The following is a 13733-nucleotide window of genomic DNA, read 5'->3' on the forward strand; positions in this document are numbered from 1 at the left end:
ACACGACAAAATGATTTTAAGTAACACAAGCTAGCAAATTTTGAGCAAAAGCTCAGACTCTTTATTGGAGAGTTTGATCCTGGCTCAGGACGAACGCTGGCGGCGTGCCTAATACATGCAAGTCGAGCGGACCTTTTAAAAGCTTGCTTTTGAAAGGTCAGCGGCGGACGGGTGAGTAACACGTGGGCAACCTGCCTGTAAGACTGGGATAACTTCGGGAAACCGGAGCTAATACCGGATAATATAAAGAACCTCCTGGTTCTTTATTGAAAGATGGTTTCGGCTATCACTTGCAGATGGGCCCGCGGCGCATTAGCTAGTTGGTGAGGTAACGGCTCACCAAGGCGACGATGCGTAGCCGACCTGAGAGGGTGATCGGCCACACTGGGACTGAGACACGGCCCAGACTCCTACGGGAGGCAGCAGTAGGGAATCTTCCACAATGGACGAAAGTCTGATGGAGCAACGCCGCGTGAGCGATGAAGGCCTTCGGGTCGTAAAGCTCTGTTGTTAGGGAAGAACAAGTGCGAGAGTAACTGCTCGCACCTTGACGGTACCTAACCAGAAAGCCACGGCTAACTACGTGCCAGCAGCCGCGGTAATACGTAGGTGGCAAGCGTTGTCCGGAATTATTGGGCGTAAAGCGCGCGCAGGTGGTCCTTTAAGTCTGATGTGAAAGCCCACGGCTCAACCGTGGAGGGTCATTGGAAACTGGGGGACTTGAGTGCAGAAGAGGAAAGTGGAATTCCAAGTGTAGCGGTGAAATGCGTAGAGATTTGGAGGAACACCAGTGGCGAAGGCGACTTTCTGGTCTGTAACTGACACTGAGGCGCGAAAGCGTGGGGAGCAAACAGGATTAGATACCCTGGTAGTCCACGCCGTAAACGATGAGTGCTAAGTGTTAGAGGGTTTCCGCCCTTTAGTGCTGCAGCTAACGCATTAAGCACTCCGCCTGGGGAGTACGGTCGCAAGACTGAAACTCAAAGGAATTGACGGGGGCCCGCACAAGCGGTGGAGCATGTGGTTTAATTCGAAGCAACGCGAAGAACCTTACCAGGTCTTGACATCCTCTGACACTCCTAGAGATAGGACGTTCCCCTTCGGGGGACAGAGTGACAGGTGGTGCATGGTTGTCGTCAGCTCGTGTCGTGAGATGTTGGGTTAAGTCCCGCAACGAGCGCAACCCTTGATCTTAGTTGCCAGCATTCAGTTGGGCACTCTAAGGTGACTGCCGGTGACAAACCGGAGGAAGGTGGGGATGACGTCAAATCATCATGCCCCTTATGACCTGGGCTACACACGTGCTACAATGGACGGTACAAAGGGCAGCAAAACCGCGAGGTCGAGCCAATCCCATAAAACCGTTCTCAGTTCGGATTGCAGGCTGCAACTCGCCTGCATGAAGCCGGAATCGCTAGTAATCGCGGATCAGCATGCCGCGGTGAATACGTTCCCGGGCCTTGTACACACCGCCCGTCACACCACGAGAGTTTGTAACACCCGAAGTCGGTGGGGTAACCTTTTGGAGCCAGCCGCCTAAGGTGGGACAGATGATTGGGGTGAAGTCGTAACAAGGTAGCCGTATCGGAAGGTGCGGCTGGATCACCTCCTTTCTAAGGAATGTACGCTTGTTGTTTTGTTTAGTTTTGAGAGAGCATTCTCTCATATTTGATAAGTCTTCGGATTTATCCTTAGACAATTCTTGCGAATTGTCATAGTTGTTCCTTGAAAACTAGATAATGTAACTAATATCAAGATATTCACAGAATATCGTTCATCTTAGTAATTTTCTTTATAGATATCATCGCTGATATCGACACATGACCATATTGGTCAACGGTTAAGTTATTAAGGGCGCACGGTGGATGCCTTGGCACTAGGAGCCGATGAAGGACGGGACTAACACCGATATGCTTCGGGGAGCTGTAAGTAAGCTTTGATCCGGAGATTTCCGAATGGGGAAACCCACTGTTCGTAATGGAACAGTATCCTTATCTGAATACATAGGGTATGGAAGGCAGACCCGGGGAACTGAAACATCTTAGTACCCGGAGGAAGAGAAAGCAAATGCGATTTCCTGAGTAGCGGCGAGCGAAACGGAATTAGCCCAAACCAAGAGGCTTGCCTCTTGGGGTTGTAGGACACTCAACATGGAGTTACAAAGGAACGGGGTAAATGAAGCGACCTGGAAAGGTCCGTCATAGAAGGTAAAAACCCTGTAGTTGAAACTTCGTTCCCTCCTGAGTGGATCCTGAGTACGGCGGGACACGAGAAATCCCGTCGGAAGCAGGGAGGACCATCTCCCAAGGCTAAATACTCCCTAGTGACCGATAGTGAACCAGTACCGTGAGGGAAAGGTGAAAAGCACCCCGGAAGGGGAGTGAAATAGATCCTGAAACCGTGTGCCTACAAGTAGTTAGAGCCCGTTAATGGGTGATAGCGTGCCTTTTGTAGAATGAACCGGCGAGTTACGATTACGTGCAAGGTTAAGTCGATGAGACGGAGCCGTAGCGAAAGCGAGTCTGAATAGGGCGAATGAGTACGTGGTCGTAGACCCGAAACCAGGTGATCTACCCATGTCCAGGGTGAAGTTCAGGTAACACTGAATGGAGGCCCGAACCGACTCACGTTGAAAAGTGAGCGGATGAGGTGTGGGTAGGGGTGAAATGCCAATCGAACCTGGAGATAGCTGGTTCTCTCCGAAATAGCTTTAGGGCTAGCCTCATGTGTTAGAGTCTTGGAGGTAGAGCACTGATTGGACTAGGGGTCCTCATCGGATTACCGAATTCAGTCAAACTCCGAATGCCAAAGACTTATCCATGGGAGTCAGACTGCGAGTGATAAGATCCGTAGTCAAGAGGGAAACAGCCCAGACCGCCAGCTAAGGTCCCCAAGTATACGTTAAGTGGAAAAGGATGTGGAGTTGCTTAGACAACCAGGATGTTGGCTTAGAAGCAGCCACCATTTAAAGAGTGCGTAATAGCTCACTGGTCGAGTGACTCTGCGCCGAAAATGTACCGGGGCTAAACGTATCACCGAAGCTGCGGACTGTTCTTACGAACAGTGGTAGGAGAGCGTTCTAAGGGCGTTGAAGCTAGACCGTAAGGACTGGTGGAGCGCTTAGAAGTGAGAATGCCGGTATGAGTAGCGAAAGAAGGGTGAGAATCCCTTCCACCGAATGCCTAAGGTTTCCTGAGGAAGGCTCGTCCGCTCAGGGTTAGTCGGGACCTAAGCCGAGGCCGAAAGGCGTAGGCGATGGATAACAGGTTGATATTCCTGTACCACCTCCACTCCGTTTGAGCAATGGGGGGACGCAGAAGGATAGGGTAAGCGCGCTGTTGGATATGCGCGTCTAAGCAGCAAGGCTGAGAAGTAGGCAAATCCGCTTCTTATTAAGGCTGAGCTGTGATAGCGAGGGAAATATAGTACCGAAGTTCCTGATTTCACACTGCCAAGAAAAGCCTCTAGCGAGGAGTATGGTGCCCGTACCGCAAACCGACACAGGTAGGCGAGGAGAGAATCCTAAGGTGAGCGAGAGAACTCTGGTTAAGGAACTCGGCAAAATGACCCCGTAACTTCGGGAGAAGGGGTGCTCTGTTAGGGTGTTAAAGCCCGAGAGAGCCGCAGTGAATAGGCCCAGGCGACTGTTTAGCAAAAACACAGGTCTCTGCGAAGCCGTAAGGCGAAGTATAGGGGCTGACGCCTGCCCGGTGCTGGAAGGTTAAGGGGAGAGGTTAGCGCAAGCGAAGCTTTGAACCGAAGCCCCAGTAAACGGCGGCCGTAACTATAACGGTCCTAAGGTAGCGAAATTCCTTGTCGGGTAAGTTCCGACCCGCACGAAAGGCGTAACGATCTGGGCACTGTCTCAACCAGAGACTCGGTGAAATTATAGTACCTGTGAAGATGCAGGTTACCCGCGACAGGACGGAAAGACCCCGTGGAGCTTTACTGTAGCCTGATATTGAATTTTGGTACAGCTTGTACAGGATAGGTAGGAGCCTGAGAAGCCGGAGCGCTAGCTTCGGTGGAGGCGTCGGTGGGATACTACCCTGGCTGTATTGAAATTCTAACCCGCAGCCCTTATCGGGCTGGGAGACAGTGTCAGGTGGGCAGTTTGACTGGGGCGGTCGCCTCCTAAAGAGTAACGGAGGCGCCCAAAGGTTCCCTCAGAATGGTTGGAAATCATTCGCAGAGTGTAAAGGCACAAGGGAGCTTGACTGCGAGACCTACAAGTCGAGCAGGGACGAAAGTCGGGCTTAGTGATCCGGTGGTTCCGCATGGAAGGGCCATCGCTCAACGGATAAAAGCTACCCCGGGGATAACAGGCTTATCTCCCCCAAGAGTCCACATCGACGGGGAGGTTTGGCACCTCGATGTCGGCTCATCGCATCCTGGGGCTGTAGTCGGTCCCAAGGGTTGGGCTGTTCGCCCATTAAAGCGGTACGCGAGCTGGGTTCAGAACGTCGTGAGACAGTTCGGTCCCTATCCGTCGTGGGCGCAGGAAATTTGAGAGGAGCTGTCCTTAGTACGAGAGGACCGGGATGGACGCACCGCTGGTGTACCAGTTGTCTTGCCAAAGGCATAGCTGGGTAGCTACGTGCGGACGGGATAAGTGCTGAAAGCATCTAAGCATGAAGCCCCCCTCAAGATGAGATTTCCTTTTGCTTCGGCAAGTAAGATCCCTGAAAGATGATCAGGTAGATAGGTTCGAAGTGGAAGCGTGGCGACACGTGCAGCTGACGAATACTAATCGATCGAGGACTTAACCCAAATAAGTATCGAAATAAGTGAATGATATGAATTTCTTGATATGAACACATTATCTAGTTTTGAAGGAACAAGAAAGTTGAAAAACTTCTTGATTTTTCCTACAAGTTATATTATAATAGTAATTGTCTGGTAATGATGGCGAAGAGGTCACACCCGTTCCCATACCGAACACGGAAGTTAAGCTCTTCAGCGCCGATGGTAGTTGGGGGATCTCCCCCTGTGAGAGTAGGACGTTGCCAGGCAAGTGCTTTTATAAAATAGCATATATTATTATCGCGGGGTGGAGCAGTTCGGTAGCTCGTCGGGCTCATAACCCGAAGGTCGCAGGTTCAAATCCTGTCCCCGCAACCAATAAGGTCCCGTGGTGTAGCGGTTAACATGCCTGCCTGTCACGCAGGAGATCGCCGGTTCGATCCCGGTCGGGACCGCCATTCTTTTAAAATGCGAAACTAGGTTTCGTTATTTTTTTTGTCTTTTTTTAGTTCAAGTCACGATTTTATAAGCCGAGTATGCAATTTATAAGCGAACTTTTCGTTTTATAAGCCACTTTTTCAATTTATAAGCGAACTTTTCGTTTTATAAGCCACTTTGCCTTATATAAATGCCATTCGACAAAAACTCACAAAAAATGCGTACCAGCAATTGACTGCCCAACCACCTTCCCAACTACACCAACTAAACAAAACCAAAACAAAAAAGAATGGAACCCCTTTTCAAGGCCCCATCCCATCCATCTACCTACTATTAATTATAGTTCGCTTTATGTGCTTCCAAAATTTCTTCAGAAGTAGCAGCAGACCAGTCTTCAATGGATGCCCCTTCATTTGCGTTCACGAAGGATTGCAGCATTTTATAGCTTTCGCTGTAGCCATATTGACTTGGTAGTCCGTTTCTTCCGCCTTTGAAGATTTCTTGTGTCTTTTTATCGTCTTCTTTTTCAAGCTCGCCTTCGATTCTTGCCCAAAGGTCTTTGTTGTATTCTTCGTCTACCGGTGCTACATCGATGTTAGGATAAACGAGTTTTTGGAACATGGTTCCTTTTCCTTCGATTACGAGGTTATCTAAAACCGTAAATGATTCGCCGTTAAAGTGGTTATCAACCCAGTAGCTGTGGTGGTATTTATTAGCGATACCTGCTTTTAGCAACTTGTCTGTTGTATTTCGATCGTAGAATACGACCAGTTTACCAACACCTGCAGTGACGAAAGTAGCCGGGGCGTTGTTGTCTGTCGGGAATACACATACTGTTGTTGTGCTTCCTTCGATAGGAAGTTCATTGGATGATTTAGTTAATGCGTCTTTAATGGCAGCATTAATTTTTTGTGAATCCATTCTTTTCAGGTTATCTTGAACCGCGATTCTATTTTTTGGTGGAGCAAGAGCATAATCCGCTTTTTGTTCAAACTCGCCACCTTTATAGCATTTATCTGCAACCTCATCAAGGATGCTTGAAGTGTACAGTGCAGTTGCCTCTTCCCCTTTTAGGCCTTCTTCATAGAATGCCTCGTACAACTGGTACACGTGGATTATCTCAAATTCTTGTCCATTATTTTCGAAGGCGTATTCTAAGCCGATTGCTTCCTCGGCATCCGCTTCCGTTCCTCCGTTGTTACAACCTGTTAATGCTACAGCCATGATGAGAAAAAAGAAAAAACTAGTAAACCGCATTGTATTCCCTCCTGTGATAGTATTTGCCCCCTATATAGATATATCGGCAACCAAGTTTAAATATTCTATAAATTATGACAAATTCCTTCTTTTTTATTATATTTTAATCAAGGAAATTTTACCCATAAAAAAACCACCCCATGAGGGCGGGTGGCAATGTATGCTTTACAGCTATAAGTATCAAGTTATTATAGACTAGTACTATTAATCTACTAGTTTGACGAGCATGTGAGCGAGTTTGTGACGCTCGTCCTTATCTCCAACTTTCCATAATTCCTGAAGAAGCTTTTCTTCACTGTTTCTAGGCTCTTCATGCTTTGCTAAGTAATCTGCCACTTTTTCCGCGGCCATTGCAAGCTGCTCTTCCCCAAGGCCAATACTTTTTCCTTTGGAGACTTTGTCACTTAAATAGCTCTTGAAGGTATCGAAGTCGGCCAGGATCTGTTCTTTCTTGCCAGGGTCCATATTTTCTACTTTACGTTCTACTCTGTCTTGAGTAGCTTCACGGTCTGTGTATGCCATTTCTTTTATTCCTCCTCTAAATTTAAGCGTTCTCTTGTCCATATCCTTTTTATGGGAGTGTTAAACCTAATGGAGCTTTTCTTTTTCTGAAGTCCTTGCTTTTATCGGGGGAATTATTTTCTTTATGAGGGTCATTTCGCTATAATAGTGGATAGCAGTCGGAAGTAGAGGAGTGATGTGCTTGTCCATTTCAGATGAGTTTGCTTTTATTAAGGATATTCAGCCTGAGCAATTGTTCCATGCACAAAAGGTGGTCGGGATCGGAGACGATGCTGCGATCATTGATGTGGAAGAAGGCTTTGAAAAAATAGTATGTGTGGATACGATGGTGGAGGATGTTCATTTTACTAGAAAAACGATGAGTCCGTTTGACATTGGATATAAGGCACTCGCAGCTAATATCAGTGATGTGGCGGCAATGGGTGGATATCCGATGTACTATCTTGTGTCCATCACCATCCCAAAGAGCTGGACGCAGGAAGAACTAAAGTCTATCTATGATGGCATGAAGTCGCTTGGGGAGCAATATGAAATGGACCTGATTGGCGGTGACACGACTTCCGGCAAAACGATGGTGCTGAGTGTGTTTGTGATCGGCAAGGTGGAAATGGGCAAAAGGCTGCTTCGTTCCAATGCGAGAGATGGAGATGTGGTGTTTGTCTCTGGGACCGTTGGGGATTCGGCTGGTGGTTTGGACATTCTTTTACATAATAAGGCTGCCGCTAAGTTTGAGACATTAGTTGCGTCTCACCAGCATCCAAAGCCTCAGGTGGCGCTTGGAAGGATCTTAAGCAAGTTTGAGCGTGTTTCACTTAACGATGTGAGTGACGGCTTGGCCAGTGAGCTTCTGGAGATTGCAGAGGCGAGCCAGGTAGATATTTTAATAATTAAGGAAACAATACCTATTAGTGAGGATTTACAGCGTTATAATGCGAAGAATGCCATCCAGTGGGCTTTGACGGGTGGAGAAGACTTCGAATTGGTCGGTTCCATTCCTGAGATGCACTGGACTAAGTTGCAGGAAGAGTGCCGGACAGCCGGAATTAAGATAACGAAAATTGGGACTGTCTCTCGTGGTGAAGGACAAGCGTTCTTGAAGTCTCATGACGGTGTGCAGAAATTGAAAAAAGAAGGATATAATCATTTTAATAGAGGTTAGGAGTAGGATGATATGTTGCAAGTGGAGCTTATGACACATTCAGCCGAGGAGACGATGGCGAAGTCCGAGGCGCTTGGCAAGTTGATGAAAGGCGGAGAGGTTCTGTTGTTGGAAGGGGATCTTGGTGCAGGAAAGACGACGTTCACAAAAGGCTTGGCCAAGGGGCTGGAGATTAAGAGGAATGTAAACAGCCCGACCTTTACCATCATCAAGGAGTATCAAGGCCGCCTTCCGCTTTTTCATATGGATGTGTACCGCTTGGCTGACAGTGAAGAAGACCTCGGATTTGATGATTATTTTGAAGGAGAGGGCGTAACGGTAGTGGAGTGGGCCCATCTGATTGAAGAATTTTTACCAAGTGAACGGTTGGAAATCTATATCTATCACCATGGCGACGATGAGCGAAAAGTCGTGCTCACGCCAAAAGGGGAAAGATATGAAGCCATATGTAAGGAGTTAATGGAATGACCAAAGTACTGGCGATTGATACGTCCACGTATGTGTTGGGCGTTGCTATAGTAGATGAGGATAAAGTGATCGGGGAACTGGTCACAAATGTGAAAAAGAACCATTCGCTGCGCGCGATGCCGGCAGTGGAAAAGTTGATGCAAGATTGCGATGTGAAACCAGCAGATCTTGAGCGAATTGTGGTCGGTAAAGGCCCTGGGTCTTATACCGGAGTAAGGATCGGTGTGACGCTTGCGAAGACGCTTGCGTGGTCATTGAACATTCCGCTTGTTGGCGTTTCGAGCTTGGAGCTAGTGGCAGCGAACGGCCGTTATTTTGGCGGAAGCATTTGTGCTCTCCAGGATGCGAGACGCGGTCAGGTGTACACGGGGCTGTACCGTTTTAACGAGGACGAACTGGTGACAGAGATCGAGGACGTGAACATCCTGATGACTGACTGGCTGCAGGCGTTAAAAGACAGGCAGGAACCTGTGCTGTTCATCGGAAATGATGTGCACCTCCATAAGGAAACCATCATAGAGTACCTTGGGGAACTGGCACATTTTGCACAAGTCAGCGAAAACAATCCGAGACCAAGCGAGCTGGCTTTTCTTGGGGTGAAAAGGGACGCAGAGGATGCTCATTCCTTCGTGCCGAATTACACAAGGCTTGCGGAAGCTGAGGCGAAATGGCTGGAAAGTAAAGAAAAATAGGTGAGCGGGATGAATTCATTGATAGGAATTTCAAAAATGACGGTTTACGATATTGAAGGAGTGCACCGTGTGGAACTGCAGTCGTTTGCCACACCTTGGACAAAGGATGCCTTCTATTATGAACTGACCAACAATCCATATGCGCATTATCTCGTGATGAAAGAAGACGAACGGGTCATTGGGTATTGCGGAATTTGGATTGTAATGGGGGAAGCGCAGATTACGAACATTGCCGTTGACCCCGCATGTCGCGGCAGGAAGCTTGGCGACCTTTTATTAGGAAAAGCGATGGAATATTGTAAAATGGTTGGAACAACGACGGTTTCGCTTGAGGTAAGGGTTTCAAATATAGTGGCACAGGCGCTCTATCGCAAACACGGCTTCCAAAACGGCGGAATCCGGAAAAAATACTATGTGGATAACAATGAAGATGCACTAGTAATGTGGGTGAATATATGAAAATGAATGAAGCAAAAGACGAACTAATATTAGGCATTGAAACGAGTTGTGATGAGACGGCGGTAGCCATTATTAAAAATGGCAAAGAGATTGTGGCGAATATCGTCTCCTCGCAGATTGAAAGTCACCAGCGTTTTGGCGGAGTGGTACCAGAAATCGCTTCCCGTCATCATGTCGAGCAGATGACAGTGGTATTGGAGGAAGCGTTAGAACAGGGCGGCGTGACCATGGCAGACATAGATGCCATTGCTGTGACAGAAGGACCAGGGCTTGTTGGTGCACTGTTGATCGGGGTAAACGCGGCTAAGGCGTTGGCATTCGCTCACCAGAAGCCACTTGTCGGTGTTCATCACATCGCCGGCCATATTTATGCCAATCAGCTTGTAGCAGACCTTGACTTCCCGCTGCTTGCGCTCGTTGTGTCCGGTGGGCACACAGAGCTTGTGTACATGAAAGAGCATGGTTCCTTTGAGGTAATCGGAGAAACGCGTGATGACGCTGTAGGTGAGGCCTATGATAAAGTGGCGCGCACGCTTCAATTGCCATATCCAGGCGGACCTCACATTGACCGCATGGCTGCAGAGGGGACTCCTTCCATTAAGCTACCAAGAGCGTGGCTTGAAGAAGGCTCCTATGATTTCAGTTTTTCAGGCTTGAAGTCAGCAGTTATCAACACGCTTCACAACGCCAAGCAAAAAGGGGAAGAAATTGTGGCGGCGGACCTTGCCGCAAGCTTCCAAGAGAGCGTCATTGAAGTGCTGGTTGGGAAGACGATTCGTGCAATGAAGGAATACGGCGTCAATCAGGTGTTGCTCGCAGGTGGTGTAGCCGCAAACAGAGGGCTGCGTGCGGCATTGCAGGATGCAGTGGATAAGGAAGGAAAGAACCTGGTGATTCCACCGTTATCCTTGTGTACGGACAATGCAGCGATGATTGCGACTGTGGGTAGTGTGATGTACCGATTAGGAAAACGATCTGGGATGGATTTAAATGCGAACCCGGGATTGGATATCGAGAAGCCTTTTAACTGACTTTAGTTAGTTGAGAGGCTTTTTTCTTTTGTGGATTTTGCGGTGGGGAATGGAAAGGGCTTTCAAGCTGGGAAAAGGTTATCCACACACCTGTGGATTAAATGTGGATAGATACCCGAATATCCACTAAAATAAACCTCCAAAATGTGAATAAATTATGTGGATAACTTTGATGTTTTTTGTGGATAGTGTGGATATTTATCTTGATAACTTATAAAACAAGGGTGGATATGTGCATAAACCTGTGGGTAAGTGCAGTTAATCGACAAGCTTCAGCAGGATACCTTTTTTGTTCGACAAAAAGTGCGTAAGCGGGGAGGAGTGAGTTGGTAGCTTTAGATTTAGGGTGGGTTGTGGATAGGTCTATTGGACAAAGGGGTGGTTTTAGCGGGGGGTTGGTTGAATAGAAGGGTTCTATTGGACAAAAAGGCAGCATGGCAAGGGGGTTTGGTTGAATAGAAGGGTTCTATCAGACAAAAGGGTAGCTAAGCAAGGAGGTTTGGTCGAATAGAAGGGCTCTATTAGACAAAAGGGCAGCTAGGCAAGGAGGTTCGGTCGAATAGACCGCTTCTATTAGACACTTTAATAGCTCAGGTCGTTGCTACGGGCAAATAGAACACTTCAAAGCTACTTGACTTTTAATTGTGTGGCTTGTTTAACGATTATCAACGCCCGAAACGAAACGGATGCCACTGATCTAAAAAGGTAGGAGAGAGGCCCTCTCAATGCCCAAAGTAGTTCTGCTGAGTCAAGAACGGTAGCAGAGAACCCACCTCAATGCCCAAAGTTGTTCTGTTTCCCCAAGTTTGGTAACAGACGCCCCTGTCACTAAATTATATATAACTTATTTTGTAAAAACTGCTAATTACTCCATTGACTTTTAATTGCTTAGCTTATATAGTTAGTTACATAACTAATTAACCAAATAACATAAAAGCTAAAACAACAGTCAACCCAAAGTAGGTGAAATCAAAATCGTGGAAATCAACCTTAAGAGTGACATTCCCATCTTCCAGCAGGTGGCCGAACTGATTGAGAGCGGTATTTTAGAGGGCAGCATGCAGGAGGGAGAGCGGGTACCGTCTACGAACGAATTTGCAAAATATTATCAGATCAACCCGGCAACCGCGGCCAAGGGAATCAATCAGTTGGTCGATCAGGAAATCCTATATAAAAAAAGGGGAGTAGGAATGTTTGTGGCAGAGGGAGCAAAGCAAATCATCCTTACAAAAAGAAAAGCTGCCTTTTTTAAAGACTATATCGTTCCGTTAAAAAAGGAAGCAAGCAAGCTTGGCATAACGGAAGCAGAATTAGCGACATTGATCGGCAGGGGGGGAGAGCAATGAAAATAGAGGTAAAGAATGTATCCAAAATCTATGGAAACAAAAAAGCTGTGGATAACATGTCTGTAACGCTTGAGGAAAACAAAATTTATGGATTGCTTGGACGAAACGGTGCAGGTAAAACGACGCTAATGCAAATGCTAGCAGGCCATGCGCTTCCTTCATCAGGACAAATCCTCATCAACGGTCAGAACCCATTTAACAATAGAGATATCACCAAAGATATCTGCCTTGTAAATGAGAGCAACAACTTCATCAAACGCCTTAAAATCAAGGATATCTTAAAAGTGGCATCGCTTTTTTACCCGAACTGGTCATGGGAAACGGCTAATGTGCTGCTTACCGCCTTCAACATGAATCCGACCCTTAAAACAAAAGGCTTATCAAAAGGGATGGAATCCTCGCTTGGTATTATCATTGGACTTGCAAGCAGAGCGAAAATAACGATCCTAGATGAACCGTACATCGGACTTGATGCGGCTGCCAGGTTTAAATTTTATGAAGTGCTCTTGGAAGAATACGAAGAATACCCGCGGACGATCATCTTATCCACACATCTGATTGATGAGGTGAGTAACCTGTTTGAAGAAGTTGTCCTGATGAGAAGTGGTCAGTTGGTTTTCCATAAGTCCACAGAAGAACTTCTAGATTCAAGCATCACGGTGTCTGGGAAAAAAGAGGCGGTGGATGAATTCGCACAAGGCAAGCGCGTGTTGCATGAGTCCGTTTTGGCAGGAAGAAAAACTGCGACTTTATACGGTGAAGGGCTGACGGTGGAAAAAGCAGCTGCACACAACTTGGATGCAGACCGGAGCTCCATTCAGCAACTAATGGTATATATGACAGAAGAAGAGTTAAAGGGAGGGAAGCAACATGCTTAAGGATATGAAAGCAGTACTGTATTACTTGGCTGTGGATATGCGGTTTTCGTTCATGGTGTTTTGGTCCATTCTGTTGCTCAGTTTGACTGCCATGTTCTTTATTGTCCTGACCTTTGACACGACGATGGTTGTGTCCACAAGCATGGCCATCTATATCTTTTGTGGTATCGCAGGCTTTTTGACGACAAGGGAAACCTTTCCTTATTGCATTAAGCTTGGTGCGACAAGAAACCAGTACCTGTTTAATGTTTTGATCTATTGCGCGGTTGTGGCAACGGTGTTTTCCGCCATTCATGTTATTGTTCAAAGCATGTTCGGGGGACTTGTGAAACTTTCAGGAAGTGAGCAGTTCATAATTTTTCATTCCGTGGAATCAACAACATTGGCAAACACGTGGTATAACCAATTGTTTGTGGATATGGTCATCTGTTTCCTTCTTTTATCACTTGGCTTTTTGCTTGGTACCATCTTTTACCGTCTTGGTTTGATAGGAGGATTTGGGGCATTGGCGCTGTTCGCTATTATGTTACTGCTTCCTACGACAAGGAATTTCTTGCTGGATGCGTTGGTGGATATGGACGGATGGAAGATGAGACTTAATTACGTTATGCTCCTCATTGTGTCGCTTTTAGCCTTCCTTCCGAATTGGGGAATGCTGAGAAATGCTTCTACTTTGTCCAGTGCGACAAGATAAGAATATAAAAACCGCCCAGTCACTGTTTTGGCTGGGCGGTTTTGTT

At 47.0% G+C, this 13733-nt stretch carries 10 protein-coding genes, 2 tRNA genes and 3 rRNA genes; 13 read left to right on the forward strand and 2 right to left on the reverse strand.

Going from position 1 to position 13733, the window contains the following annotated elements; all coding sequences use genetic code 11:
- Window positions 1-61: 61 nt before the first annotated feature.
- The 5 genes from LG307_RS01675 (at window position 62) to LG307_RS01695 (ending at window position 5201) form a co-directional block, all read left to right on the forward strand.
- A 16S ribosomal RNA gene (locus LG307_RS01675) occupies window positions 62-1613 on the forward strand.
- A 225-nt stretch (window positions 1614-1838) separates the two neighbouring features.
- Window positions 1839-4770: ribosomal RNA gene (locus LG307_RS01680) — 23S ribosomal RNA — on the forward strand.
- Between the two features lie 125 nt (window positions 4771-4895).
- Window positions 4896-5012, forward strand: a 5S ribosomal RNA gene (rrf, locus tag LG307_RS01685).
- The 16S, 23S and 5S rRNA genes sit together here with 2 tRNA genes alongside, the layout of an rRNA operon.
- A 32-nt stretch (window positions 5013-5044) precedes the next feature.
- Window positions 5045-5121 (forward strand) — tRNA-Met (locus LG307_RS01690).
- Window positions 5122-5125: 4 nt separating this feature from the next.
- Window positions 5126-5201, forward strand: a tRNA-Asp gene (locus LG307_RS01695).
- A gap of 313 nt (window positions 5202-5514) precedes the next feature.
- On the opposite strand, the gene LG307_RS01700 is transcribed toward LG307_RS01695, so the two are convergent.
- On the reverse strand, window positions 5515-6438 hold the full coding sequence (locus LG307_RS01700; protein ID WP_404447300.1) for a DUF2268 domain-containing putative Zn-dependent protease: 924 nt from the start codon (window positions 6436-6438) through the stop codon (window positions 5515-5517).
- 204 nt (window positions 6439-6642) lie between these two features.
- Entirely contained in the window at window positions 6643-6903 is a 261-nt protein-coding gene (locus tag LG307_RS01705; RefSeq protein ID WP_404450352.1) for a DUF3243 domain-containing protein, read from the reverse strand.
- Window positions 6904-7135: 232 nt separating this feature from the next.
- On the opposite strand from LG307_RS01705, the gene thiL reads away from it, so the two are divergent.
- From thiL to LG307_RS01745, 8 genes are all read left to right on the forward strand, one after another.
- A complete protein-coding gene (gene thiL, locus LG307_RS01710) occupies window positions 7136-8119 on the forward strand; it encodes a thiamine-phosphate kinase (protein ID WP_404447303.1) in 984 nt (327 codons plus the stop codon).
- A gap of 12 nt (window positions 8120-8131) precedes the next feature.
- Window positions 8132-8587, forward strand: coding sequence for a tRNA (adenosine(37)-N6)-threonylcarbamoyltransferase complex ATPase subunit type 1 TsaE (tsaE, locus tag LG307_RS01715; RefSeq protein WP_404447306.1), 456 nt, complete (start codon window positions 8132-8134; stop codon window positions 8585-8587).
- Window positions 8584-9279, forward strand: a complete 696-nt coding sequence (tsaB, locus tag LG307_RS01720; protein WP_404447309.1) for a tRNA (adenosine(37)-N6)-threonylcarbamoyltransferase complex dimerization subunit type 1 TsaB — start codon at window positions 8584-8586, stop codon at window positions 9277-9279. Before tsaE ends, tsaB begins: the two co-directional genes overlap by 4 nt.
- Before the next feature lie 9 nt (window positions 9280-9288).
- Window positions 9289-9738, forward strand: a complete 450-nt coding sequence (rimI, locus tag LG307_RS01725) for a ribosomal protein S18-alanine N-acetyltransferase (RefSeq protein WP_404447312.1) — start codon at window positions 9289-9291, stop codon at window positions 9736-9738.
- Window positions 9735-10769, forward strand: coding sequence for a tRNA (adenosine(37)-N6)-threonylcarbamoyltransferase complex transferase subunit TsaD (gene tsaD / locus LG307_RS01730; protein ID WP_404447314.1), 1035 nt, complete (start codon window positions 9735-9737; stop codon window positions 10767-10769). The genes rimI and tsaD overlap by 4 nt, the downstream gene beginning before the upstream one ends.
- 977 nt (window positions 10770-11746) lie before the next feature.
- Window positions 11747-12115, forward strand: coding sequence for a GntR family transcriptional regulator (locus tag LG307_RS01735; RefSeq protein WP_404447317.1), 369 nt, complete (start codon window positions 11747-11749; stop codon window positions 12113-12115).
- Window positions 12112-12993 carry an ABC transporter ATP-binding protein gene (locus tag LG307_RS01740; protein ID WP_404447320.1) on the forward strand — a complete coding sequence of 294 codons (882 nt, stop codon included), beginning with the start codon at window positions 12112-12114 and terminating at the stop codon, window positions 12991-12993. Before LG307_RS01735 ends, LG307_RS01740 begins: the two co-directional genes overlap by 4 nt.
- Window positions 12986-13687 (forward strand): hypothetical protein, encoded by a 702-nt coding sequence (locus LG307_RS01745; protein ID WP_404447323.1) that lies wholly within the window; start codon window positions 12986-12988, stop codon window positions 13685-13687. Before LG307_RS01740 ends, LG307_RS01745 begins: the two co-directional genes overlap by 8 nt.
- The last annotated feature ends 46 nt before the right edge of the window (window positions 13688-13733 follow it).

Source organism: Sutcliffiella horikoshii (assembly GCF_044809035.1).
Lineage (GTDB): Bacteria > Bacillota > Bacilli > Bacillales > Bacillaceae_I > Sutcliffiella_A > Sutcliffiella_A horikoshii_G.